This window comes from Rhodococcus sp. UFZ-B548, from assembly GCF_903819475.1.
GTDB lineage: Bacteria > Actinomycetota > Actinomycetes > Mycobacteriales > Mycobacteriaceae > Rhodococcus_F > Rhodococcus_F erythropolis.
On the sequence record NZ_CAIJDS010000063.1, the window covers coordinates 1 to 23,369 of the forward strand.

The 23,369-nt window shown below is 62.9% G+C and carries 23 protein-coding genes and 1 pseudogene; 10 read left to right on the forward strand and 14 right to left on the reverse strand.

Annotation, left to right across the window (positions count from 1 at the left end; translation table 11 throughout):
- Both H7C86_RS32565 and H7C86_RS32570 read left to right on the forward strand, forming a co-directional pair.
- A pseudogene (locus tag H7C86_RS32565) lies at window positions 1-128 on the forward strand (arsenical-resistance protein); the annotation flags it as partial.
- Window positions 125-538, forward strand: a complete 414-nt coding sequence (locus tag H7C86_RS32570; protein WP_182263055.1) for an arsenate reductase ArsC — start codon at window positions 125-127, stop codon at window positions 536-538. The pseudogene H7C86_RS32565 and the gene H7C86_RS32570, both read left to right, overlap by 4 nt.
- Window positions 539-559: 21 nt before the next feature.
- Here the strand turns inward: H7C86_RS32570 and H7C86_RS37585 are convergent, their stop codons facing one another.
- From H7C86_RS37585 to H7C86_RS32580, 3 genes are read right to left on the reverse strand one after another with little or no spacing between them, the layout of a single operon-like run.
- Entirely contained in the window at window positions 560-691 is a 132-nt protein-coding gene (locus H7C86_RS37585) for a hypothetical protein (RefSeq protein WP_256922339.1), read from the reverse strand.
- Window positions 688-1,278 (reverse strand): TetR/AcrR family transcriptional regulator, encoded by a 591-nt coding sequence (locus tag H7C86_RS32575; protein WP_019748842.1) that lies wholly within the window; start codon window positions 1,276-1,278, stop codon window positions 688-690. Before H7C86_RS32575 ends, H7C86_RS37585 begins: the two co-directional genes overlap by 4 nt.
- Window positions 1,279-1,318: 40 nt before the next feature.
- The gene (locus H7C86_RS32580) at window positions 1,319-3,331 is read right to left on the reverse strand and encodes an MFS transporter (protein WP_029255541.1); all 2,013 of its coding nucleotides are present in this window, start codon (window positions 3,329-3,331) and stop codon (window positions 1,319-1,321) included.
- Between the two features lie 177 nt (window positions 3,332-3,508).
- Between H7C86_RS32580 and H7C86_RS32585 the strand changes: the two genes are divergently transcribed.
- The 3 genes from H7C86_RS32585 to H7C86_RS32595 are packed head-to-tail and all read left to right on the forward strand — an operon-like array spanning window position 3,509 to window position 4,798.
- The gene (locus H7C86_RS32585) at window positions 3,509-3,703 is read left to right on the forward strand and encodes a DUF1918 domain-containing protein (RefSeq protein WP_003941743.1); all 195 of its coding nucleotides are present in this window, start codon (window positions 3,509-3,511) and stop codon (window positions 3,701-3,703) included.
- 57 nt (window positions 3,704-3,760) lie between these two features.
- Window positions 3,761-4,384 carry a TetR/AcrR family transcriptional regulator gene (locus H7C86_RS32590; RefSeq protein ID WP_019748839.1) on the forward strand — a complete coding sequence of 208 codons (624 nt, stop codon included), beginning with the start codon at window positions 3,761-3,763 and terminating at the stop codon, window positions 4,382-4,384.
- Between the two features lie 57 nt (window positions 4,385-4,441).
- Entirely contained in the window at window positions 4,442-4,798 is a 357-nt protein-coding gene (locus H7C86_RS32595) for a PLD nuclease N-terminal domain-containing protein (RefSeq protein WP_070386481.1), read from the forward strand.
- 1 nt (window position 4,799) lies between these two features.
- On the opposite strand, the gene H7C86_RS32600 is transcribed toward H7C86_RS32595, so the two are convergent.
- Window positions 4,800-5,690: a LysR family transcriptional regulator gene (locus H7C86_RS32600; RefSeq protein ID WP_182263056.1), complete on the reverse strand. Its 891-nt coding sequence runs from the start codon at window positions 5,688-5,690 to the stop codon at window positions 4,800-4,802.
- 83 nt (window positions 5,691-5,773) lie between these two features.
- Here H7C86_RS32600 and H7C86_RS32605 point away from each other — a divergent pair, with 83 nt between their 5' ends.
- On the forward strand, window positions 5,774-6,670 hold the full coding sequence (locus H7C86_RS32605; RefSeq protein WP_182263057.1) for a DMT family transporter: 897 nt from the start codon (window positions 5,774-5,776) through the stop codon (window positions 6,668-6,670).
- A gap of 34 nt (window positions 6,671-6,704) precedes the next feature.
- Here the strand turns inward: H7C86_RS32605 and H7C86_RS32610 are convergent, their stop codons facing one another.
- Window positions 6,705-7,298 carry a TetR/AcrR family transcriptional regulator gene (locus H7C86_RS32610; RefSeq protein WP_046378694.1) on the reverse strand — a complete coding sequence of 198 codons (594 nt, stop codon included), beginning with the start codon at window positions 7,296-7,298 and terminating at the stop codon, window positions 6,705-6,707.
- 55 nt (window positions 7,299-7,353) lie between these two features.
- Here H7C86_RS32610 and H7C86_RS32615 point away from each other — a divergent pair, with 55 nt between their 5' ends.
- On the forward strand, window positions 7,354-7,773 hold the full coding sequence (locus H7C86_RS32615) for a PaaI family thioesterase (RefSeq protein WP_020908051.1): 420 nt from the start codon (window positions 7,354-7,356) through the stop codon (window positions 7,771-7,773).
- Between the two features lie 6 nt (window positions 7,774-7,779).
- On the opposite strand, the gene H7C86_RS32620 is transcribed toward H7C86_RS32615, so the two are convergent.
- The 5 genes from H7C86_RS32620 to H7C86_RS32640 form a co-directional block, all read right to left on the reverse strand.
- On the reverse strand, window positions 7,780-8,709 hold the full coding sequence (locus H7C86_RS32620) for an NADP-dependent oxidoreductase (RefSeq protein ID WP_046378693.1): 930 nt from the start codon (window positions 8,707-8,709) through the stop codon (window positions 7,780-7,782).
- A gap of 66 nt (window positions 8,710-8,775) precedes the next feature.
- The gene (locus H7C86_RS32625) at window positions 8,776-9,588 is read right to left on the reverse strand and encodes a mycofactocin-coupled SDR family oxidoreductase (protein ID WP_046378692.1); all 813 of its coding nucleotides are present in this window, start codon (window positions 9,586-9,588) and stop codon (window positions 8,776-8,778) included.
- 94 nt (window positions 9,589-9,682) lie between these two features.
- Window positions 9,683-12,040, reverse strand: a complete 2,358-nt coding sequence (gene treY / locus H7C86_RS32630; RefSeq protein WP_070386476.1) for a malto-oligosyltrehalose synthase — start codon at window positions 12,038-12,040, stop codon at window positions 9,683-9,685.
- Between the two features lie 13 nt (window positions 12,041-12,053).
- Window positions 12,054-14,393 (reverse strand): glycogen debranching protein GlgX, encoded by a 2,340-nt coding sequence (gene glgX / locus H7C86_RS32635; RefSeq protein ID WP_020908048.1) that lies wholly within the window; start codon window positions 14,391-14,393, stop codon window positions 12,054-12,056.
- A gap of 57 nt (window positions 14,394-14,450) precedes the next feature.
- The gene (locus tag H7C86_RS32640) at window positions 14,451-15,743 is read right to left on the reverse strand and encodes an adenosylmethionine--8-amino-7-oxononanoate transaminase (protein WP_020908047.1); all 1,293 of its coding nucleotides are present in this window, start codon (window positions 15,741-15,743) and stop codon (window positions 14,451-14,453) included.
- A 38-nt stretch (window positions 15,744-15,781) separates the two neighbouring features.
- On the opposite strand from H7C86_RS32640, the gene H7C86_RS32645 reads away from it, so the two are divergent.
- The 3 genes from H7C86_RS32645 to H7C86_RS32655 all read left to right on the forward strand — a co-directional run bounded on the left by H7C86_RS32645 (window position 15,782) and on the right by H7C86_RS32655 (window position 19,172).
- Window positions 15,782-16,927, forward strand: coding sequence for an 8-amino-7-oxononanoate synthase (locus H7C86_RS32645; RefSeq protein ID WP_182263058.1), 1,146 nt, complete (start codon window positions 15,782-15,784; stop codon window positions 16,925-16,927).
- Window positions 16,924-17,607 carry a dethiobiotin synthase gene (gene bioD, locus H7C86_RS32650; RefSeq protein WP_046378689.1) on the forward strand — a complete coding sequence of 228 codons (684 nt, stop codon included), beginning with the start codon at window positions 16,924-16,926 and terminating at the stop codon, window positions 17,605-17,607. The genes H7C86_RS32645 and bioD overlap by 4 nt, the downstream gene beginning before the upstream one ends.
- A gap of 80 nt (window positions 17,608-17,687) precedes the next feature.
- On the forward strand, window positions 17,688-19,172 hold the full coding sequence (locus H7C86_RS32655; protein WP_259349368.1) for a sensor domain-containing diguanylate cyclase: 1,485 nt from the start codon (window positions 17,688-17,690) through the stop codon (window positions 19,170-19,172).
- On the opposite strand, the gene H7C86_RS32660 is transcribed toward H7C86_RS32655, so the two are convergent.
- From H7C86_RS32660 to H7C86_RS32675, 4 genes are all read right to left on the reverse strand, one after another.
- Entirely contained in the window at window positions 19,159-20,541 is a 1,383-nt protein-coding gene (locus H7C86_RS32660) for a tripartite tricarboxylate transporter permease (RefSeq protein WP_046378687.1), read from the reverse strand. The two genes, H7C86_RS32655 and H7C86_RS32660, sit on opposite strands and share 14 nt — an antisense overlap.
- Window positions 20,538-21,044, reverse strand: coding sequence for a hypothetical protein (locus H7C86_RS32665; protein WP_020969828.1), 507 nt, complete (start codon window positions 21,042-21,044; stop codon window positions 20,538-20,540). The genes H7C86_RS32660 and H7C86_RS32665 overlap by 4 nt, the downstream gene beginning before the upstream one ends.
- 61 nt (window positions 21,045-21,105) lie before the next feature.
- Window positions 21,106-22,074, reverse strand: coding sequence for a hydroxymethylglutaryl-CoA lyase (locus H7C86_RS32670; protein ID WP_135000409.1), 969 nt, complete (start codon window positions 22,072-22,074; stop codon window positions 21,106-21,108).
- Window positions 22,075-22,079: 5 nt separating this feature from the next.
- On the reverse strand, window positions 22,080-23,369 hold the full coding sequence (locus H7C86_RS32675; RefSeq protein WP_175470278.1) for a hydroxymethylglutaryl-CoA reductase, degradative: 1,290 nt from the start codon (window positions 23,367-23,369) through the stop codon (window positions 22,080-22,082).

The following is a 23,369-nucleotide window of genomic DNA, read 5'->3' on the forward strand; positions in this document are numbered from 1 at the left end:
TTGCCGGTGTTGTCGGCCCGCTGATCGAGGTACCGGTGCTCGTCGGGCTGGTCTATGTCTCCCTTGCTCTACGCAAACGCTTTGCAGTCAAAGAGGTTTCATCCAGTCGAGAAAGAGCGAGGCCATGAGCAAACCATCGGTGTTGTTCATCTGCGTCCACAATGCCGGCCGATCTCAGATGGCCGCGGGATTCCTGAGCCATCTCGCAGGCGACGCCATCGAGGTCCGTTCCGCCGGATCCGCACCCGCCGAGACCGTCAATTCGGCAGCGGTCGAGGCGATGGCAGAGCGCGGTATCGATATCTCAGCTCAGTCTCCGAAGATCCTCACCGTTGACGCCGTCCAGGATTCGGATGTCGTCATCACCATGGGCTGCGGCGACACGTGCCCGATCTTCCCCGGCAAGAGCTACCGAGACTGGGTTCTCGACGATCCGGCCGGACAGGGCCTCGAAGCGGTTCGCCCGATCCGTGACGAAATCGAGCGTCGCGTTCAAGCCTTGATCGCTGAACTCACCACTGCCGCGAAGTCTCCCTGACCGATCGGGGAATCGAGAGGATCATTCGTCGGCGGGCTCGATGTGTTCGGCACCGAGGACCGAGAGTCGGTATTCCTGTGCGTCCTGCTCGGTTTCGAAATCTTTCTCTTCGAGGAGGTTTCGATCGGCGTCGAGGTATCGGTAGGTAGTCATTCCTCCACCGTCCCACTGATGTCCGATTCGTGCTCGGATACCGGTTCGATTTCGTCGACGACTGTTTGAATCAGACTTCCGTAGCGCCGGATCAGGTCCTTCGACGACAACGAATCCTCACCGAGGAGTTCGAGCGTCCGCATGCCGGTGGCAAGTCCGAGCAACAGTGAGACGACGACCTGGCTGCGAACCAAACCGGGCTCGGTGTCGCCGATGCGTCGTGCGATCCCGTGAACGTATCGTTCCTTGATCTCTGCCCGGGCGGCGTCCGGATCTGGCGCCTCGTGAACGTGTACTGCGAGCATTGCCCACGGATCGGTTTCGTCGGATTCTCTACGAGCGACAAGTTTCTCGACCAGTTGACAGCCGATGTTTCCGGTGGCGTCGGCATTGGGATCCTCGTCCATCGGAGGTGCGGACGGGATCGCAGCCGAATACAACCGAGCTTTGCTGCCGTAGATCTTCATGACCAGGGCAGGGGAGTAACCGGCTGCGACCGCGATGTCCTTGATGGTCGTCGATGCGTAACCTCGTTCCGCGAACAAGGCTTTCGCTGCTGTGAGGATGCTGGCTTCACCGCTGCTCATGCCGCTCGCCTCGATACCCGATTGCCATGCGTTTGGTTGCTCATACTGTCGTCAACGGCTCGGCATCGACGGGTACGTCGAAGTCGACGACGGTGGACTGCGCGATGACCGCTATCTGACGAGCCAATGTGCCGTGTCCACTCTCGGTCAGCGCGGTCAGGATGTACCGGCCGGATGTCGGGAGTGCGATTCCGTAGTGCCCGGTTCCGTCGGTGACGGTGGATGCGACGAATTCGCCGGTCGGTTTCGTGAGTGTGACGACGGTTCCCGAGGTTGTTCGGCCGTCGACTCCGACCTTGCCGGAGATGGTGAGGCGGTCACCGAGTTCGACGGTGTGCGTCGATTGCGCGCTGTCGAAAGCGATCACCTGCGACCGAGGGGACCAGCCGTCGGCACTCGTCACCACCAAGTACCGTCCGGGCCGGGGTAGTGCGAGGGAGAAGTTGCCCTCGTTGTCGGCGCGACTCCAGTCGATCGGTCGCCCCTCCATGTCCATCACGGTGACAACAGCCTGCCGGATCGGTCGGCTGTCGGCTCGGACCACCCGACCGGCAACCACAATTTCCGTTTCGGACACGGCGGCGTCGGGAAGCTCGAACCCTTCCGGGGTCACCGGGCGAAGCGCCGTTTCCGGTTTTGCGCCGCGGCGAGGAATGAACGCAGCGGCAGCGGCAGCAGCCACGGCGGCGAGGGCGGCCAGCCAGAAGATGTTCTTGAAGGCGTCGATCGACGGAAGGCCCTCGCCCGGCCCGGACGGGATGACCATCGAGGTGAGCATGGCGGCAACCACTGCGCTGGATGTGGACGTACCGACTGAGCGGAGCAGCGAATTGAGGCCGTTTGCGGACGCGGTTTCGGTGATCGGAACCGATCGCATGATCAGCATCGGCATCGCGGAGTAGGCGATTGCAGTTCCGATGCTGACCACCGCCGCGCTGATGATGATCAGTGCTATCGAGCCGGTCAGGAACACGCGCGCGATGTAGGCGAGCGCGAGCACAGTGCCGCCGACGATCAGGGTGATCTTGGCTCCGAATCGCTTCGTGATGTTCGCGGAGACGGGAGCGAAGAAGACCATCGCGAGGCCTGCCGGAATCATGCACAGTCCGGCCGCCATCACTCCCAGTTCGAAGCCGTAGCCGGAGATCTTCGGCATCTGGAGTTGTTGAGTGGTGGAGAGGTTGTTCGCATACATCGAGAAGCCGACGAGGATCGAGGCGACGTTGGTCAGGAGAACGGGCCGCTTGGCCGACGTTCGCAAGTCGACCATCGGCTGGGTGACGCGAAGTTCGTACGGGAACCACAGTGCGAGCGTCACGATTCCGATGACGAACATGAGCAATGTCAGTTCGCTCGTCCATCCCCAACGGGCGCCCTTGGAGATGGCGAGGAGGATCGCCGTGAGTGCTGTCGAGAGCATGACCGCGCCGAGGAAGTCGAATTTGCCGCGGGTGCGAACACTCGATTCCGGGACGACGGCGGCTACCGCGATGATCAACAGGACGCCCACGATTGCCGAGAGCCAGAAGATGGCGGGCCAGCCTAGATGCTCGAAGATCAACCCGGACAGGGGGAGCCCGAGTGCGCTGCCGATTCCGAGAGTGGCACTCATCAAGGCTGTTGCCGACGCCACCTTCTCCTTGGGCAGTTCGTCGCGCATGATGCTGATTCCGACGGGGATCATCGAGATCGCGAAGCCCTGGAGGCCACGTCCGATCAGCAGGGCGACAAAGTTGCCGCCGATCGCCGCGACCAGTGATCCGACCACGATCATCGTCATCGAGATCAGCATCATGCGTCGTTTTCCGAACATGTCTGCCAGGCGGGAGACGATCGGAGTGGCGACGGCGCTCGTGAGGAGTGTGACGGTGACGAGCCAGGAGGCGTCGTCAGCGCTGACGCCGAGGATTTTCGGGAAATCGGGCAACAACGGAATGACCATCGTTTGCTGCAGCGCGACCACGGTGCCGGAAAGACAGAGAATTGCGGTGATGAGCCGACTTGAACGGCGAGTGGTCGGAGACGAGTGCAATGCCAAGAGAGGGTCCTTCACGCGGCGGTGGTGAACGGGAATTCACCCATGAGTGAACCACTGTTCACCCTCGCTGTCACCTTCGGTGAATATGCGATTCCTCACGACGGCAACCTGCCCAGGGTTTCCAAGTCGGTATCGCGGGAACAACGTCAGTGGTTGGTCTGCGCCCGCGCGAGCGGGCAGCGAGGAGGAGTGATGCATGCCGAAGTGGGTGACCGTCTCCATGTCCAGGGACGCGTGGTTGGGCAGGCGGAGGTAACTGCCGAGGTCCTTGAAGTCCACGGGGAGGACGGAGGGCCGCCCTATCTGGTCAGGTACGACAACGGGCACGAGGCGTTGGTGTTTCCCGGTAGCGACGGCTGGATAGATCACCCCGGAAAAGGCTCCTGAACTGCACGATTCTTTCCATGCATGGCCGTTGCATCGAATGCGGCTAAAGTGTGCGCAATGGAGGGCAGACGCCAGTACCACTCCCGCGTGCGTGAAGCTTCCGCACAGCGAACGCGTGAACTCATTCGTGATGCGGCGACGACCTTGTTTGTCCGAGACGGATACGTCAGTGCCACCGTCAAACAGATTGCCGACTCGGCCGGCGTCGCCAATCGGACGGTGTTCACAGCCTTCCCGGGCGGGAAGCTCGAGATCTTCGAAGCGGCCCTCGCCGCGGCGCTCGATGCCGACGAGGTTCCACTCGGCGCGCCGAACCTGGCCTCGGACCCCGATGACGTTCGCCGGATCGTCTCCCAGATCGTGGCACAGGGCATCGGACTGCTCGAACGTGCCGGCGCTCTGATGATGGTCGCGGTCGAATCGTCAGGTGCGGATGCCGACATGCGGCGACTGTCCGAGGAATCGTCGGATCAGTCGGCCGTCAATGCGATGTCGATAGCCGAGGGTCTGTCCGAGCATGGATTGTTGAGGCCCGAGATTTCGCTCGAGAAAGCCGCGGGCATACTTGCCGCTTTCGTCTCGCCTCAGCTTCATCAGCAATTGCGTCGGGTCAGTGGATGGGATGTCGATGCATACCGAGGATGGCTCGAGTTCAACATTCGGCAGAATCTAATGTACTAATCGGTCTGTTTTCGTTAGCATGGCGAGGGTTTTTTATTCTCGGGAGGAATCGCCAGCGTGCCCTATGCCTTGTTCGGCCTCATCACGATGTTGCTGTGGATTTTCTGCATCGTCGACGCCATCACGAGAGATGACGCCTACATCCAGTACCTACCCAAGGTCGTCTGGATTCTGATCATCATCTTCCTTCCCACCTTGGGGTCCGTTCTGTGGCTGGTGGTCGGGCGCGGACAGAACGCGCCCCGCGGTTACGTCGGCCCAACCGGTTACGGCGAATACGAGCGTCCGGGACGCGCCGTTGCGCAGGATCCGGCGGCGGACGAAGCATTCTTGCGTCAGTGCCGCGAGCGGGCGGAAGAGCAGCGTCGAATTGCCAAGCAGCAGCGCCACGACGGCGACGCTGATCGGATTTGAGTTATCGGTAGGCCGTGAGGCGGTCCAGCACGAGCCGAAGCGGCGGCCACGACGATCGGCCGCGACGCGTCACCGCATAGGCGGTGAGGATGACAGGCGGATCGGTCAGCGGCACGACGCGTACGCCTTCGCGGGTCTTGCGTTCGAGTGGCATCAGCCCCACGCCGTAACCACTGAGGATCAAGAGTTCGACCAAGTCGAGACTGTCGATCTGGTGAGTGATCCGAGGGGTGAATCCAGCCAGTGACGCGAGGGTTCGCACGGCCCGCTCGTCGGCTGTATTTCGCGAGTTCACTATCCATGGTGTGTCTGCGAAGGCACGCAGATCGATCCCGGATTTCGTGGACTCGTCGGGTGTGTGGGCGTTGTCGGGAACGCATAATCCCCACGGCGTCGACCAGAGCGGTAGTGCTTCGAGTAACGAGCTCGGGGATGCGGGGGCGAGGTTGTAGTCGTACGTCAGCGCGAGGTCCAGGTCGTCTCGTTCGAGTAGGGCAAAAGCCTCGGCCGGTTCGTACTCGCAGATCACCGCGTCTACCTGTGGATGGCTGTGTTGCAGGCTCAGGGCGACGGGGAGCATCGCGGTTCTGACGGCAGTAGCGAATCCGCCGACTCTCAGTGTCCCCTCCGGTTCGGCGGTCGGATCGAGGTCCAGGCGTGCTGCATCGACGGCTGCCAGGATGGTGACCGCATGATCGGCGAGTCGTTGACCGGCAGGTGTGAGGCGAACGCGTCGGCCTTCCGGTTCGATCAATGCAGTACCGGTTTCCGCGGTCAAAGCCGCGAGCTGTTGGGACACTGTCGATGTCGTGAGGTTGTGAGCTTCGGCGACCGCGCGCATGGAACCCAAGCGGGAGAGTTCGAGGAGGAGATGGAGTCGACGGGTTTCCATCGTTCGATCATTCACTAATCGTGAACATAATGTAGGTCAAAATCGCGTGGACACGAACGGTTGGCGTCCCGTTCAATTCAGCTATGGATACGAAAGCGCGGGCCGGAGTGGGCCTGGCTGTTCTGGCGATGTTGTGCGTGCAGCTCGGGCTCGCCGTGTCGGTGGGTCTGATCGATCAGCTCGGAGCAGACGGAGCAGCGTGGATACGTCTCGCCTGGGCGGGCATCATTCTTCTGATCATCGTCAGGCCCCGTCCCTCCGCGTTCACTCGCAAAGCGTTTCTGGCCTGCGTGGTCCTGGGTGTGGTCACCGCCGGAATGACGCTGTTGTTCATGGCGGCCGTCGAGCGTCTTCCTCTGGGAACGGCAAGCGCGCTGGAGTTCTTGGGTCCGCTGACGGTTGCTTTGCTCCGGGGGCGTGGCCGCGTTCTGTGGCCGGTTCTGGCAGGCGTGGGCGTAGTCCTTCTCACCGAACCGTGGGCAGGGACAGTCGATCTGGTCGGTGTGGCGTACACACTTGGCGCGGCGCTCTGCTGGGCGATGTACATACTGCTCACCCAGCGGATCGGCGACGAGGTTGCCGGTATCAACGGGCTGGCGGTGTCGATGGCGGTTGCCGGGTTGGCCGCGACAATTGCCGTGGGCCACTCGGCCATTGGGCGGCTGACCCCGCACCTGGTTCTCGTGGGCCTCGGACTTGCGATCTTGCTGCCCGTCGTGCCGTTCGTTCTGGAGATGGTCTCGCTACGGCGGCTGTCGACGGCAGCATTCGGCACGCTGATGAGTCTCGAACCCGCTTTCGCGCAGCTCATCGGTCTTGTTGTGCTGCAACAGGTTCCGAGTTTGCTGGCGGTGGCAGGTATCGCATGCGTCGTCGTCGCGGGGATCGGCGCGGCCCGCGGTGGTGCTCGGGGTGGTGGCGGGAAGCCGGCAGGCCCACCCTCCGATTCCGAGCGAACGTACCTTTCAGCGCCTTCATGAGACCGAGAGTGCCGTTCGCTCAGGGTGTGTCGGCTCAGTGCGCGGCCGCCGAAGCGATTGCTCCGTCGAACACGTCGGCGACCTCGCCGAGTGAATCGAGGATCGGCTGACCTGATCGTTCGACGCGAGCCCGCACCAGCGAACCCTCGAGTGCGGACACTGCCAGGACGGCAAGCCGTTCCGCTCGAGTGCGTGCGACACCGGACTCGATCAGTGAGTCGCGCAGTAGCGAAGTCCACTGTCGGTAGACCGCCTGTCCTGCGGCTGTCACGCTCTCCGAATCGGGGGCAAGTTCCAACAACACCGTCGTGATCGGCGAGCCTTCGTGGAAGTCCGAATCGCTCACCCATCCAGCGAGCAGCCGCGCATACTCGCGCAGCAGTGCTCCGGCGTCCGGGTGGTTGTCGGCGAGTTCGGTCAGAGTGTCGGTGACCAACTGCCCGCCGACGCGGACGACCTCTTCGCCGATCTGCTCTTTGCCGCCGGGAAAGTAGTGGTAGAGCGAACCTTTCGGGGCGCCACTCGACTTGAGGATCTCGTTGAGCCCCGTAGCCGCATACCCCTGGCGGCGAAACAGATCGGCTGCAGCTCGTACCAGTGCTTCGCGGTGTTTCGGGGGAGTCGCCACGAGTTGGAGCTTAAACACCCCAGCGATCCACCACAATCTATGTAGACTGGTCTACATGGAAAATTCGGAAATGCTGGAACAGTTGCGCGCAGTCAACGCCTCGGCGGCCTTCAACCGGTGGGCCGGATTCGAAGTGACGGAGGCCGAACCAGGACGTGTCTGCCTGCGGCTCGAATGGCGTGAGGATCTCGGCCAGTACTCGGGACACTTGCACGCTGCGCTTGTGGCGGGACTTATCGACACTGCGTGCGGATTTGCTGCCTTTACACAGGTTGGTGTCGTGGCGGCGTCCAACTGCGCGGTCAATTTCGTGAGCCCGGGAGTCGGAACGGCATTCGTCGCCACGGCACGCTCGGTCAAGGCTGGGCGCAAGCAGGTGTTCGTCACTGCCGAGGTACATGCCGAACGCGAAGGCGAATCCGTGCTCGTCGCGTTCGGCACTACCCTCTTGGTTCCACTCGCCGTTCAGGCTTAGGGAACCTCAGGGAATGAGGATGAACTTCCCGGCGGGATGTGAACTCTGCAACTCGGTGTGAGCGAGTGCGACGTCTGCGAGCGGGAAGGTCTTGGCGATCTTCACGGTGAGGTGTCCGGACCCGGCTTGTTCGACCAGTTCGGAGCGAGCCTTCAAACGTGCTTCGGCACTTGCCGGATTGCCTCCGCCGACAGACTCGAAGCCGTCGGTCTGGGCGCGTCCGAACGCGACGATGGTGACGATACGGCTCTTGTCGGTGACCAACGCCAGAGATGTATCGACGGCTTCGTCAGTTCCGGCGGTGTCGAAAGCGGCGTCGACACCGTTCGGTGCGAGTTCACGAACGCGGGCTTCGAGGCCCTCGCCGTAGAGCACCGGCGTGGCGCCGAGCGAGCGCACGTAGTCCTGATTCGATGCTCCCGCAGTGCCGATCACGGTGGCACCGCGTGCTGCGGCGAGCTGAACCGCAATAGCGCCGACGCCACCGGACGCGCCGTGGATGAGGACGGTGTCCCCGGAGCCGACGCGAATGGTGTCGAGGGCGTCGACTGCAGTTCCGCCGACGAGAAGGAGTCCGGCCGCCTGTTCCCAGCTGATGCCGGCGGGCTTCGCGGTGATCGAGGAGACCGGAACGACTACCTGTTCGGCGTAAAGACCGTTGCCGGGGCTGACGATCACCTCGTCGCCGACTGCAACACCGGTAACGCCGTCGCCGACCGCCGAGACGACGCCCGCTGCCTCGCCGCCGAGGCGGATCGGAAGTTTCTCGGGATCAGTGCCGAAAGCACCGCTGTAGAGCTTGAAGTCGAAGGGATTGACGCCGATCGCCTTCACGTCGACCAGGACTTCGCCTGATTTCGGTGCCGGTAAATCGATGTCCACCAGCTCCAGGACCTCGGGCGTGCCGTACGTCTGCGCTACAACAGTTTTGGTCATGTCTCGCGCAACCGTCCTCGGGGAAGCGATATTCCCCGAGGACGGGAAAAACTCGAGAAGATTCGATCAGCGGATCAGGGTGCCCAGATCGAGCGGCATCGCGATGCCGGTGATGTGATGGGCCTCGTCGGAACCGAGGAACGCGACGGCTGCGGCGATGTCCTCCGGCTGGCTGACCGGGTCTGGCAAGGTCTGCATGAAGATCGGACCGAGGGTGTGAGCGTTGGCGTCGATGAGCGGCCGCATGTCCGTCATCTGCATTCCGGTTTCCACGCCGTGCGGGTGGATGGTGTTGACCCGAATGTTGTACTGCCCCAATTCCGAGGCCATCGTCTTGGCCAGACCGGTGATGCCGTGTTTGCTCGCGACGTAGTGGCCGAGGAAGGGGAGCCCACGCAGGCCGGCGACGGAGCTGGTGAAGATGATCGAGCCACCGGTGCCTTGCTTGATCAGGTGCGGGATCGCTGCCTTGGCGGTGTGAAAGACGCCGGTCAGGTTGACGTCGAGCGTTTCCTGCCACTGCTCGGGCGTGATTTCCCAGGACATGTTGGCAGAACAGATTCCGGCGTTCGCGACGACGACGTCGAGGCGCCCCAGTTCGTCGATGCCGGCATCGAGCGCCGCGGTCAGCGCAGAGAAGTCGCGGACGTCGGTCTTGGTAGCGACAATTCGTCGGTCCAGAGCCTTGACCAGTTCGACTGTCTCGGCCAGGTCGTCTTCGGTGGCGCCGGCGTAAGACGTGGATTCGAATTGAACACACGCGTCGACGGCGATGATGTCTGCGCCCTCTTCTGCCAGCCGGACAGCTTCCGCCCGCCCCTGACCGCGGGCTGCTCCGGTGATGAAGGCAACTTTTCCGGTGTATCGATTGGCAGTCATGCTCAAACCTCCGAATAGTGGTGACGATCTGCTCTTCGGAAGTTAGCGCGACGAAGTTCTTTTCGGGGGTGAATGTCCAGTCAGCGGAAACCGCTCAGCACACCCTGGTCAACAGGGCACATGGTCCGTCGGCGAAGACATCGCGCGCATCTGCGGACGTGACGGGTTGTCCGCTCAGTGCGTCGAGCCATTCGCCTTCGGGAAGGTCGATTCGTGTGTCTCGCCAGCCGTGCGACGAGAGTCCGAGCGAATGTCGCGTCGCCAGAGCAACGACCATGGGCGGATCACCTGCCGGGCCGCGCGAGAAGCCGACCAGATGACCGGATCCGGAACCTGAAGCGAAGATGGGCCGGTACTCACCGTGATCGAACCACGAGGGGTTCTCCCGCCGCAGTGTCAGTGCCGTGCGAACGAGGTGCAACTTTGCGGTTCCTGTCGCGTCGATCGGCGCGGCGCCGGATTCGAGCAGTGATCGCCTCGTTCCGTAGTCGACAACGCGCCGGTTGTCCGGGTCGACCAGCGAGTCCTCCCACAGCTCCGTGCCCTGGTAGACGTCGGGAACTCCGGGCCCGAGGAGTTGGAGCAGCTTTTGGCCCAGAGAGTCCGCCCAGCCGTGACGCGCGATCCGGCCGACGAATTCGCTGACCGAATCAGCGACAGGTCCGTCGAACACCTCGTCGATCCAGCGGTGCACTGCCGACTCGAAGCCGACGTCCGGATCGTTCCAGGAAGTCCTGGCGCCGGACTCGCGGACGGCTTTCTCCGCATAGGCGTGTAAACGCTCGCGCAGCTCTGGAACCGAGGCTGCCGAGCGGCTGTCCGCCGGCCACACACCGATGATGTTCTGCCACAGGAACAATCCGGTAAGCGGATCAGGGCTGGGGCACACGTTTTCCCACTCGCGAATCAGCCGGGACCACAGGGTCGGCACCTGAGACACAACACCGATCCGTGCCCGCACGTCCTCGCCGCGTTTGGTGTCGTGAGTGGACAGACTCGTCATCGCCCGCGGCCACCGCTTCGCTCGGTCCGCGTTGTGGAGATGGAATTCGGCGACGGAGACGGCAAGTGATGCCGGGTTGCCGCCGACTTCCTGACGTGAGACCAGTCGCGCCGTCCGATAGAAGAGTCGATCTTCGACGGACTTAGCCATGACGGCGCCGCACACCTGCTGGAAGCGAACCGCCGCTTCACAGCCGTTCACCAAGGATTGCGCCAGCACGTTGAACGCCGCTTCATGCCCGGGCGCCAATTCGTGCATGTCGCCGACGATGCGAGCGGCCAAACCGGCGAGGGGACTGTAGTCGGATCGATAGACCGGCATCCGAGCGATCGCGACGACGACTGCGTCGTTCAGTTCGGTCTCGCTGCAACGACTTCCGGTTTCGCGTCGGATTGCGCGCACGAGTCTGCGAACCTCGGGTGCAAGGTCACCGCGCCCGGTGTCGCGTTTGAACTGACGTTCGGTGTGATGCAACCACGTACTGTCCCCGTCGTCGCCGGTCAGATCTGCCGAGAGTTCGGTCAATTCGAGTTCGGCGGCGGGATCGACGAAAATGCCGCCCAGTTGATTGAGTGCGTCGTATCCGGTAGTGCCGTCGATCGGGAGCAGCGGATCGAGTGGTTCCGTATGGCCGAGGATCTTTTCGATCACGAGCCACTGATCTGGTCCGATCAGTTCCCGCAGGCGACAAAGGTACTCCGCCGGATCGGCGAGTCCGTCCGGGTGATCGATGCGAACGCCGTCGATCAGTCCTTCGTCGACCCACGACTTCAATTGCCGATGGCAGAGTTCGAAGACTTTGGGGTCCTCTTGGCGCAGTGCAGCGAGTTCGTTGACGGCAAAGAACCGTCGGTAGTTGATGATTCCGGCGTTCCACGGTACGAGTCGGTACGACTGCCTGGAGTGGACCTCCTGTGGAGATCCGAATTCGGTGCCGGAGGCGACAGGGAAGCGGTGCTCGTAGAACGCGAGAAGTGTTTCCTCACCATCCTTCTCGACAGTCAGTGCGTCGAGATCGTCCTGGCTGCCCAGCACCGGGAGCGAGAGTTTGCCGTTGGCCCCGTTGTCGTCTGCCCAGTCGATGTCGAAGAAGTCCGCGTACTCCGACGACTGCCCGTGCGTGAGAACGTCCCACCACCAAGCATTTTCGCGAGGTTTGGCGACACCGACATGGTTGGGGACCAGATCGACGATCAGGCCCATCCCACGTGATCGAACCGCGCGCGATAGCTCCACCAAAGCCTCGCGGCCACCAAGTCCTTCGGACACGGTCGTCGGATCGGTGACGTCGTAGCCGTGCGTCGACCCGGACGTCGCAGTGAGGATGGGGGAGAGATAAAGATGTGAGACCCCCAATGCCTCGAAGTAGTCCACCTGTGCGGCCGCATCACGAAGAGTGAATGCATCCGGTCGCAACTGCAGTCGGTAGGTGCTGGTTATCGGGGCCATGTGCACGTCTCCCTCAGGCGGTTCTGCGAAGTACCGTCAATGCTCGCGCTTTTACATCCAATGTTGTTCCGGCCTTGATCACGGTATCGCTCTCACCAGTGGGGACCGAGGTGTCGAGTACGACGGTCCACTCCGACGCGTAGTCCGCGTTGGGGGTGGAGAATTCGAGATCTTCGTAGTGAGCGTTGAAACACAGGAGGAACGAATCTCCCGTGACACGCTCGCCGCGGTAGTTCGGTTCCGGGATCGCGTCGCCGTTGAGAAAGACGGCCAACGACTTACCGAAACCGCTGTCCCAGTCGGCCGGAGTCATCTCCTCGCCCGACGGCGTGAGCCAGGCGATGTCTCGGCCCTGATCGCCACTTCGAATGGGTCGGCCCTCGAAGAATCGACGACGCCGGAAGACCGGGTTCTTGGCGCGCAAGGCAATTGCGCGCTTGGTGAACTCGACGAGGTCCGCATTGGTTTCCGCGAGAGTCCAATCCATCCATGACAGTTCCGAATCCTGGCAGTAAACGTTGTTGTTACCCTGCTGAGTTCGGCCCATCTCGTCGCCGTGAGCAAGCATCGGGGTGCCCTGGCTGAGCATCAGCGTAGCCAGGATGTTTCGGCTCTGACGTCCACGCAGTTCGAGGATTTCGGGGTCGTCTGTGGGGCCTTCGACGCCGCAGTTCCAGGATCGGTTGTGCGATTCGCCGTCGTTGTTGTTCTCGCCGTTGGCTTCGTTGTGCTTCTCGTTGTACGAGACGAGGTCGTGCAGGGTGAAACCGTCGTGAGCGATGACAAAATTGATGCTCGCGCCGGGGCGACGTCCGGTCGCCTCGTAGAGATCCGAGGATCCGGTGAGGCGGGAAGCGAACTCGCCCAGCGTTGCCGGCTCACCACGCCAGTAGTCGCGGACGGTATCGCGGTACTTGCCGTTCCATTCGGTCCACAGGCCTGGGAAGTTGCCGACCTGGTAACCGCCTTCGCCGACGTCCCACGGTTCGGCGATCAGTTTCACCTGACTGACGATCGGATCCTGTTGCACCAGATCGAAGAAGGCGGAAAGGCGGTCCACGTCGTGCAGTTCACGGGCGAGTGTCGAGGCCAGGTCGAAGCGGAAACCGTCGACATGCATTTCGGTGACCCAGTACCGCAGCGAGTCCATGATCAATTGCAGGGTGTGCGGATGACGGGCATTGAGGCTGTTGCCCGTTCCGGTGTAGTCCATGTAGTGCGCTTCGTCGCCGTCTACCAGTCGGTAGTAGGCGGCGTTGTCGATTCCGCGGAAGCTGATGGTCGGCCCCATGTGGTTGCCCTCGGCGGTGTGGTTGTAGACCACGTCGAGGATCACCTCGATACCCGCCTGGTGGAAACTGCGCACCATTGCCTTGAATTCCGCCACGGCCGCATCGGGTTTGGCGGCCGAGGAGTAGTCGGTGTGCGGAGCAAGAAAGCCGAAGGTGTTGTAGCCCCAGTAGTTTCGCAGTCCCTGATCGAGCAGCACCTGGTCGTGCATGAACTGATGGACCGGCATCAGTTCGATCGCCGTGACACCCAGATTGGTGAGGTGCTCGATGATCACCGGATGCGCGAGTCCGGCGTAAGTGCCGCGCAATTCCTCCGGAACTCCGGGGTGCGTCGCGGTCATACCCTTGACGTGCGCTTCGTAGATGACCGTCTCGTGGTACGGACGCTTCGGCGAGCGGTCGGATGCCCAGTCGAAGAACGGATTGATGACGACGGTCGACATCGTGTGACCGAGCGAATCATGTTGGGGGAAAGGGATGGTAGCGGGTTCGTCGACGAGCGGTTCGGGATCGAAGGGTTCTGGGTCGAGGCTCTCGTCCGATTCCTGATCGTCCGTGGGTGACTCGTCTTCGAGGCCCACCTCGCCCGATTCGGCTTCCGAACTCGTTTCGTCGGTGGCTTCTTCCGGCTCCACGGCAGGAGTTTCGTCGTCTCCAGCAGGTTCGGGGTCCGCCGCCGACTCGACGTCGTACGAGAACAGTGAACGGTCTCCGTCGAAGTCTCCGTCGAACGCTTTTCCGTACGGGTCCAGCAGGAGTTTGCTCGGATCGCAGCGCAGACCTGCAGCCGGATCGTACGGCCCGTGCACGCGGTAGCCGTATCGCTGGCCGGGGGACACGGACGGAAGGTACGCATGCCAGACGTAACCGTCGACCTCGTCCATCCGAATGCGGGTTTCGGTGCCGTCCTTGGCGATCAGGCACAGTTCGACGGCTTCGGCGACCTCGGAGAAGAGCGAGAAATTGGTCCCCGCGCCGTCGTAGGTGGCACCGAGTGGGTACGCACTGCCAGGCCATACCGGGATGGGAGTGGCTGAGGGCGCGCTCGGCGGTTGATCCATGAATCAGACCCTATCGGGTGCAGCCGATCGAATCTTGTCGACTGTCTACGCCGCTGATCACCGTTTCGCCTGGCTGCGGGCGGTTGCAAGCATTCCGGCTGTGATCTGTTCCACCTCCGCGTCCGAACACAGGTACGGAGGCATCGCGTACACGAGGTTGCGGAACGGTCGAAGCCAGACCCCGGCGTCGACGGCCGCATCGGTGGCGCTCTGCATCTCGACCGGCTGCTCGAGTTCGATCACCCCGATTCCGCCTTTGACTCGAACGTCCACCACCCCGGGAATTGTGACGGCTTCGGCGAGGCCGCGAGTGAGGCCACGTTCGAGGGTTGCGACGTCACGCCGCCAGTCCATTGCGAGCAGAAGTTCGGTCGACGCGACCGCGACAGCGCACGCGAGTGGATTGCCCATGAAGGTGGGGCCGTGCATCAGTCCGCCGCCCTCGCCGGCAGTGATGGTCTCTGCGATCTCCGTGGTGCACAGCGTTGCCGCCAGACTCATGTACCCGCCGGTCAGTGCCTTGCCGACGCACATGACGTCGGGACTGACGCCGGCATGATCGGCGGCGAACAGTTCACCGGTGCGTCCGAATCCGGTCGCGATCTCGTCGAAGACCAGGAGGACTTGGTATTTGTCGCAGAGGTTACGTAGGTCGATCAGGTACGCGGGGTCGTGGAAACGCATTCCGCCGGCGCCTTGGACTACGGGTTCGACGATCACCGCGGCGAGGTCCTCGTGATGCTCGGCCAGCAGCGTTTCCAACTCCTGCACGTATTCGGGGAGATAGTCCGCCGGGGGAGTCTGCGCGAAGACCTGAGGGCGAAGGACGTCGGTCCAGAGAGAGTGCATGCCGCCGTCGGGGTCGCAGACGCTCATGGGGGTGAATGTGTCGCCGTGATATCCACCGCGCCAGGTCATCAAACGATTCTTCGACGGTTTTCCGAGGCTCCGCCAGTACTGCAGGCACATCTTGACTGCTACTTCGACGGCCACCGAACCGGAGTCGGAGAGGAACACCTTGTCGAGGTGAGGTGGTGTGATGTCGACGAGCAGTCGCCCGAGGCGAGCGGCGGGTTCGTGCGTCAGTCCGCCGAACATGACATGACTCATCTTGCCCAGCTGCCGTGCAGCAGCAGTGTCGAGCACGGGATTGCGGTAGCCGTGAATGGCGGCCCACCACGAGCTCATTCCGTCGACCAATCGGCGGCCGTCGGAGAGCGTGAGGGTAGCCCCCTGGGCAGAGTCGACGATCAGCGGACGAGTCGACGCGGGAAATGATCCGTACGGATGCCAGAGGACATCGGCATCGATGGCGGAGACGTCATGGGGATCAAGTCCAGTTGTGAGCACGGATGCACCCTAACCATTGAGTTGAACGGTGTTCAAGTATGGTCGGAAAAGTGAACACCTCGCTGAATTGGCTCACTGCCGTCGAAGCGGACCGTAGGGCCGCTGGACTGCGCCGCGAACTCCGTCCTCGCACGGTCGACTCCCCGTTGATCGACCTGGCGTCGAACGATTACCTCGGACTCGTGCGGCACCCCGACGTGATCGAGGGTGCAACGGCGGCTCTGCGCCGTTGGGGCGCGGGCGCCACGGGTTCGCGTCTGGTCACCGGCACCACCACCGAACACGAACTGCTCGAAGTCGAACTGGCCGAGTTCGTCGGGGCGGACTCCGGACTGGTCTTCTCTTCCGGCTACACAGCCAATCTCGGCGCGGTGACGGCGCTCTCGGGTCCCGGATCGTTGATCGTCTCCGATGCGGGATCGCATGCCTCACTCGTGGATGCCTGCCGCCTGTCACGTGCCCGGGTTGCGGTAGCTCCGCATTCGGACGTGAGCTTTCTCGCCGACACGTTGCGCAGCAGAGTGGAAGAGAGAGCGCTGGTCGTCACGGATTCGGTCTTCAGCGCCGACGGAGACCTCGCGCCGCTGCGGGAGATGCATCAGGTTTGCCGCGAGTACGGGGCGATCCTGCTGGTCGACGAGGCGCATGGCATCGGTGTGCGCGGTGCCGGTGGACGTGGACTCGTCCACGAGTCGGGCCTGGCGGGTGAACCTGACGTCGTCGTGACGGCAACGCTGTCCAAGTCGCTCGCCAGTCAGGGCGGAGTTGTACTCGGCGACAACAAGATTCGCGCGCATCTCATCGACGCGGCAAGAACGTTCATCTTCGACACCGGTCTCGCTCCCGCCGCTGTCGGGGCGGCCAGAGCTGCACTCGCCGTACTCCAGCGCGAGCCGACGCGAGCGCTCGACGTCCTGGCCCGGGCATCCGAACTCGCCGACGTCACCGGTGCACCGTCGCCTGAATCTGCTGTCGTCTCGGTCGTTCTCGGCGATCCGCAACGGGCGTTCGATGCCGCGTCGGCGTGCCGGGATCAGGGGTTGCATGTCGGTTGCTTCCGCCCGCCGTCGGTTCCGGAAGGAACGTCACGGCTGCGTCTGACCGCACGAGCGACGCTGTCCGCATCCGAGATGGAGCAGATCGCTCTCGTACTGCGCGACGTCTTGGTCGGTGCCCGAGCATGAGCATTTTCCTGGTGACCGGAACGTCGACGGACGTCGGAAAAACAGTGGTGACAGCCGCATTGGCATCGGTGGCCTTGCAGTCGGGCAAGTCGGTTGCAGTGCTCAAACCGGCCCAGACCGGCGTCGACGTGGACGGTGCGGGTGATCTGGCCGAGATCGAGCGTCTGACCGGTGGCGGCGTGACGCTGGTCGAGTTGGCGCGGTATCCCGAACCTTTGGCGCCGGATACTGCTGCCCGTCGAAGTGGTCTCCCGTTGTTGGCGCTCGACGACGTAGTCCGAGTCGCTCGCGACCTGGACACCACCCACGACTTGACCCTGATCGAAGGTGCCGGCGGCTTGTTGGTTCGGTTGGGGGTGGACGGGTTCACCGCGCGCGATCTCGCCGCAGCTCTGGCAGCACCGGTAGTGCTGGTGGTTGCGTCCGGCCTGGGCACGCTCAATCACACCGCTCTGACCGTGGAAGCGCTGGGTGCATCCGGTGTGGAATGCGCCGGGTTGGTGATCGGTTCGTGGCCGCAGGAACCGGACCTCGCCGAGAGATGCAATCGCGAGGATCTTGTCTCGGTCAGTGGTGTTCCCCTTCTCGGGTTGATGCCTGCGGGAAGTGGCAGCGAGAGTGTCCAAGAGTTTGCTCAGACCGCTTGGGGCGCGCTCGGTAAGTCTCCTTTGGCCAACTGACGCCGTAACATCCGATTTGTCTGCATCGATAGCCAAGGCACAGTGGGGCGAATTGTGAGTAGGTCAGCCGAATGTAGGTGGTGAGCACGGTCGAAAAGTCGTTGTCGTCATCGGCCGTACGTCGCGCACTGCTTATCGGCGTAGTCGTCTTCGCCTCGTGCCTGGTCGGAATTCTGAGCCGCCTACCGGGCACGCTTGCTGTCTTCTGGCCGGCCAATGCGCTGCTTCTCGGGATTCTCTTTCGATCGCCGCGCTCGGCCACACCGCTCACCTGGATCTGCGCTGCAGCCGGCTACGTTGGAGCCGACCTCATCACGGGCGGGGCGTGGGAGTCCACGGTGTGGCTCAACGCGGCCAACATCGTCGGTGTTGCGAGTGGCTTTTACGCCTTCCGCTGGGTGGGCGGCGACGATCGTCGACTGACCAGTATTCAGTCCGTCGGCTATCTCGTGTCGATGACTGTCGTGGCCGCGTCGATGGCGGCGCTCGTGGGCGGAATCGCGAACCGCGTGCTGTTCGGCGGGCAGTGGTGGGACGGCTGGTTGCTCTGGTTCTCGAGTGAGTTCGTCAACTACATGACCATCGTCCCGTTGGTGCTGACTTTCCCTTCGCTTCGGCGGGTGGATCGAGACCCGAAAGCTGTTGCCACACTTCTGCGTCGATCAGTTGTTCCGACAGCGCTGCTGGCCATCTGCATCATCTTGGAGTGGGTGATCGGCGGCGCCGGAGCGATCGCGTTTGCCATGCCGGCGCTGGTGACTGCCGCTTTGCTCACCAATGTCTTTGTCACGTCGGTGCTCACCGCCGCATCAACTGCCTGGACGTTGGTACTGACGGCCGACGGGCATCTCGGATTGTCCAGCGAAGGCGTCTCGCCCGTCAGTGCGTCCGTCCAGATCGGATTGTCGTTGCTGGCGGTAGCGCCGATCGCGGTGGCGTGTGTGATCCTCGAGCGCCGCCGCGCGCTCGAGGCACTCACACAGGCCGTCACCCACGACGATCTCACCGGTGCGTTGCGCCGGGACGAGTTCTTGCGGCGAGGCGGCAGCGTGACGGGTGCGCCCGATCCGCGTCGCCACTCTGGTCGTCCGGTGAGCGTCCTGATGATGGATCTGGATCACTTCAAGATGGTGAACGACAACCTCGGTCATCGCGCCGGCGATACCGCGTTGGTGAGTTTTGCCGATCAGGTGCGGCGGAACCTCGATGACAAGCATCTCTTCGCCCGGTTGGGCGGTGAGGAGTTCGTCGTACTGATGGCCGGCGTCGATCTCGAGGGTGCGACCGAAACGGCCGAGATGATTCGACGCGCACAAGCGGAGAATTCGTCGGCGGTGTTGGGTGAACTCGGGCCGACGGTCAGCATCGGCGTCGCATGTTCACCCCACGGCGACGCAGACCTGACGCAATTGGTCGATTGCGCCGCGAGGCGTTGTACCGAGCGAAGAAGCTGGACCGGAATCGAACCGTGGCGCTCACGGTCGGTAGCTGAAGAAACACGTGCGGACCCGCATTCTTGCGGGTCCGCACGTGTTGGTGGAATCCAGCGAATCAGAGCAGATTGATCAGGGCAGGAACACTGAACAGCGCCACGTAGTAACCCATGAACAGAACACCGCCGTGAATCTTGAACAGGCGCCCGAGAAGGCCACCGACCAGGCCGACCGTCACGGTGATCAGAAGCCCGAGGATGCCGCCCTCCCAGATGCTGATGACCACAACCAGTCCCGTGAACACCGCGATCACAGCTTCGTGACTGATGTGCTTGACCACCGCTGACGCAGCGCGGTACGCGTAGTTCATGGCAAACGGGTACGCGATGACCGTTGCCGTGACCACTGCGAGCAGTCCGTAGAGCAGGAACTCCCACTGCGTCAGGTACGTGGAGAGATTGTTGATCACTCCGGTTTCCTGATTGGTCTCGAAGACCGGCGGAGCGTTGAACAGAGGGGCCGCGGGACCTGCTGCCAGCGGGCTGAGCGGAAGGCCGAAGGCCACGAGAGGGATGAGGGTTTCCGCGATGTAGGTGGATTCCGTCGTACCGTTCTTTGCCGAGACCATGGTGGTCAGTCGGTGATAGCCGTTCTTGATCCGCGCACCTACCAGCTCACCCATCAGAACTGTCATGGCGACGGGGCTGAAAACGAACGTTGCGCTCGACACCGTGGAAGCGGCTGCGGTGTAACCGATCTGCTTGCGATCGAGGACCTTCAGAGGATTGGGGAAGTATCCCTTCCATCCTTTGATGTCCGGGGCCAGTGCCACGGTCTTGGGTTCGCTGCGTTCCATGTCCTTGCGGCTCGACGGCCCCAGGGTCAGCGCGAGGTCGGCGATCAGCGGCCCGACCGCAATGGCCAGGAAGTAGCTGATGTTCAGCGACACGTCGTAATTCGACGTCAACGCGCGGGCACCGAGGATCAAGATGACAAACGGAACGAGGGCGACCACCCCGGCCCAGCGGCCTGGTGAGGCGTAGGCGATGCCGATGGCGGCGACCAGGAACAGCCACGGTGCGATCGACTGAACGGTGTCGGCGAACGGCGCGAGGATGGTCGCGAACAGGACGGCAACCGGCACGGCGACGAACGCCGAGATCACTGCTCCCGAGATCGCCTTGCGGAGTGCGATGTGCGGGATGCCGAGTGAGCGCATCATCTGCGCTTCCGGCAAGAGCGGAATCGCCATCGTGTCGCCGGGAATGCCCAGCAGCATCGTCGGCACCGCATGCGTCATGTGTTTGGCGATCGCACCGGAGAGGAAGAACGTGAAGACTGCCGCCGGGGGAGCGCCGAGCAGAATCACGAGCAGAGTCAGCGGTGCGATGGTGGCGGTCTCGTCCGTGCCGGAGATCAATCCGATGAACGTGAACGCGACAGCACCGATGATGCCGAAGAGAACGGCGATGAGAATTTCGTTGGTCAGAACCGAACTCATGCGCGCCCACCGCCCTTCGGCGGGTTCGAGGGCGATGTCTTCGAGGCCTGTGCGTGCTCGGCCTCGGCAGCGGCGAAGTGGTCGTACAGACCGAGTTCGCGAAGTTCCTGTCGACTCTGCTCCGGAATGTCGGCGAGAGTGCCCAGACCCTGACGCTGCTCACTCATCGTCGTGATGACACCGTCGATCGACTCCGCGTCGGCGGCGGCCAAGGCGACTATCCGCTTCGGCTTGATGAAGATTCCGCAGACGACGCCGGCGAGCAGGCAGGCAGCGATACCGACCAGCAGGCTGTACGCCTGGGCCAACGACGGTTCGCTGACGACCCGTTCGAACAGCGACTGGGCCGCAAGCAGAGCCGACGCGCCCACGACGCTGCCAACTGCGACGGAGATCGCGAGGTGTCGACCGTTGACAGTGTCGCCCCAGACTTCGAGGTATGTCTGCTGATCGGTCGGCGCGGTTGTGGTGGTCGGCGTCGTTGCCGACTGCGGTGGTGACATCAGTCTTCTCCAGTGTCATGCATGGCAGGGGGTCGTACAGGGAGGGGCTTGCTTGCGAGTGTCAGATACGTGCTGCGCGGAGGGCGGTGACGACTCGGGACGGACTCGAGTGTCCGATCTGTTCGGCCATCCAACTACTTGTGTCGGTAAGGGAATCCAGGTCAATGCCGGTGTCGATCCCGAGGCCGTGGAGCATCCACACCAGATCCTCGGTGGCGAGATTCCCGGTCGCGCCCTTGGCGTACGGGCACCGTCCGAGACCACCTGCGGAACTGTCGAATTCGGATACTCCAGCGGTCAACGACGTATAGACGTTCGACAGCGCCTGGCCGTAGGTGTCGTGAAAGTGCATGGCGATCTGCGATGTGGGGATGCCACGTTCTCGGAGGGCGTCGAGTAAGGCGAGCACATGGCCAGGTGTGCCGACGCCGATGGTGTCGCCGAGTGAGAGTGACGTGACACCGCTGTCGACCAGGGTCTTCGCGGTGTCGGCGACACGTTCGACGGGCACAGTGCCTTCCCAAGGGTCGCCGAAGCACATCGAGATGTAGCCGCGGACGGGAAGTCCCAGAGCTCTTGCGGCGGCAGTGACCTCGGTGGCCGCGGCTATAGCGCCGTCTACCGTCGAGTTGAGGTTTCGTTTAGCGAATTCCTCTGTAGCGCTGACGAATACTGCAACTTCGCGCGCTCCGGCGGCAACGGCCCGCTCGAGACCCCTACGGTTCGGGACAAGAACGACCGTACGTACCGAGTCCGGCAGGTGCAGCCGATCCATCAATTCTTCCGCGTCCGCGAGTTGCGGGATCCATCGAGGTGAGACGAAGCTCGTCAATTCGACAGTGCGGGAACCGGCCGCGACGAGGCGTTCGATGAACTGGGCTTTCGTCTCGGTCGGGATCACCGCCGTCTCTGCTTGAAGTCCGTCGCGTGGCCCGACTTCGTAGATCCGGACCGAGGTCGGTAGTCCCGGCGCCGGCACTCGATGAGGCGCCGGCTTCCACACTGGTGATCCTGCAACTGTTTCGGTCATTGTCGTCAGTTTCCGCCGCGGATCTCGGCGAGAACCTTCTCGGCATGTTCGACGCGAATGCTCTTGTCCGCGATCAGGCGTGCGACCACGGCGTCGATCTCGCTCTTCTGCGCTCCGGCGGTGGCAGCGATGTTGCGGGCGTGCAGTCCCATGTGTCCGCGTTGGACACCTTCACTGGCCAGAACGCGGACAGCGGCCAGGTTCTGCGCCAGACCGACTGCCAGGATGATGCCGGCGAGTTCCTCGGCGCTCTCGACGCCGAGCATCTTGATTGCGGCCTGCGCTACGGGGTGCACTTTGGTGGCCCCGCCGACGAGGCCGACCGGCATGGGCAGCTCGAGGGTGCCGACGATGTTTCCGTCGGCATTCTTCTCGAAATGCGAGAGCGAGGAGTAGATTCCGTCGGCGTTGACTGCATGGGAGTGGCATCCGGCTTCGACTGCGCGCGTGTCATTTCCGGTAGCCAGCACTACGGCGCTGATGCCGTTCATGATGCCCTTGTTGTGCGTCGCGGCGCGGTAGGGATCCAGCTCCGCCAAGCGCGCGGCATGGATCAGGTTGTCCACAACCTCTGCGCCGCCGATCAATTCGGCGTCGAACACGGCGCGCACGCGCGTCAGCCGCAGATCGGCCTTGTTGGTGAGAATGCGCAGGACGACGTGTCCGCCGCCGATCTCGGCGACTCGATCCGCGATTGCCTCGGCCATCGTGTTGACGGCGTTGGCGCCCATGGCATCTCGTACGTCGACATGAAGATGGAGGACCACGTAGGTGGCCTTGTCCGAAGGAACGATGCGAACCGAAATGTCCTTCACACCACCGCCGACGCTGACCAACTTCGGGTCCTGCTCGTTGGCGAGTGCAATGATTTCCTCGCGAGCCTCGAGGAGTCGGATTCGGGCGGCCGCCGGATCCACGACGTCGACGAGTTGTATCTGGGCCTGCATGATCGGCGGGGTGCTCGAGACGTGAAAGCCGCCGAGTCCGCGTGCGATGCGGGCAGCGTTACTCGCGGCTGCGACTACCGACGGCTCCTCGGTGGCGAGAGGGATCAGGTAGTCCGTGCCGTTGATCGTGAAGTTGGTGGCGACGCCGACCGGGATGCCGATGACACCGACTACGTTCTCGACCATGCGATCGGCCTGATCGATGGTGAGACCGTCGGCAGCGTCGTAGACCGCGATGTCTGCTTCGGTCAGGTCCGTCTGGCGGACGATCTCGGCGCGCCGTGCGGCGACATCGTAGGACCGGAAATTGGCGATACGGCTATTGATAGACCGGCTGTTGATTGACAC

Excerpts from the sequence above, each read along its gene's own strand:
- H7C86_RS32615 (WP_020908051.1), top strand. The coding sequence starts at position 7,354 with ATGGAAAATTCGGAAATGCTGGAACAGTTGCGCGCAGTCAACGCCTCG.
- H7C86_RS32620 (WP_046378693.1), bottom strand. The coding sequence starts at position 8,709 with ATGACCAAAACTGTTGTAGCGCAGACGTACGGCACGCCCGAGGTCCTG.
- H7C86_RS32585 (WP_003941743.1), top strand. The coding sequence starts at position 3,509 with ATGCATGCCGAAGTGGGTGACCGTCTCCATGTCCAGGGACGCGTGGTT.
- H7C86_RS32625 (WP_046378692.1), bottom strand. The coding sequence starts at position 9,588 with ATGACTGCCAATCGATACACCGGAAAAGTTGCCTTCATCACCGGAGCA.
- H7C86_RS32590 (WP_019748839.1), top strand. The coding sequence starts at position 3,761 with ATGGAGGGCAGACGCCAGTACCACTCCCGCGTGCGTGAAGCTTCCGCA.
- treY (WP_070386476.1), bottom strand. The coding sequence starts at position 12,040 with ATGGCCCCGATAACCAGCACCTACCGACTGCAGTTGCGACCGGATGCA.
- H7C86_RS32600 (WP_182263056.1), bottom strand. The coding sequence starts at position 5,690 with ATGGAAACCCGTCGACTCCATCTCCTCCTCGAACTCTCCCGCTTGGGT.
- H7C86_RS32605 (WP_182263057.1), top strand. The coding sequence starts at position 5,774 with ATGGATACGAAAGCGCGGGCCGGAGTGGGCCTGGCTGTTCTGGCGATG.
- H7C86_RS32645 (WP_182263058.1), top strand. The coding sequence starts at position 15,782 with ATGGTCGGAAAAGTGAACACCTCGCTGAATTGGCTCACTGCCGTCGAA.
- H7C86_RS32670 (WP_135000409.1), bottom strand. The coding sequence starts at position 22,074 with ATGACCGAAACAGTTGCAGGATCACCAGTGTGGAAGCCGGCGCCTCAT.
- H7C86_RS32660 (WP_046378687.1), bottom strand. The coding sequence starts at position 20,541 with ATGAGTTCGGTTCTGACCAACGAAATTCTCATCGCCGTTCTCTTCGGC.
- bioD (WP_046378689.1), top strand. The coding sequence starts at position 16,924 with ATGAGCATTTTCCTGGTGACCGGAACGTCGACGGACGTCGGAAAAACA.
- H7C86_RS32570 (WP_182263055.1), top strand. The coding sequence starts at position 125 with ATGAGCAAACCATCGGTGTTGTTCATCTGCGTCCACAATGCCGGCCGA.
- H7C86_RS37585 (WP_256922339.1), bottom strand. The coding sequence starts at position 691 with ATGACTACCTACCGATACCTCGACGCCGATCGAAACCTCCTCGAAGAG.
- glgX (WP_020908048.1), bottom strand. The coding sequence starts at position 14,393 with ATGGATCAACCGCCGAGCGCGCCCTCAGCCACTCCCATCCCGGTATGG.
- H7C86_RS32575 (WP_019748842.1), bottom strand. The coding sequence starts at position 1,278 with ATGAGCAGCGGTGAAGCCAGCATCCTCACAGCAGCGAAAGCCTTGTTC.
- H7C86_RS32665 (WP_020969828.1), bottom strand. The coding sequence starts at position 21,044 with ATGTCACCACCGCAGTCGGCAACGACGCCGACCACCACAACCGCGCCG.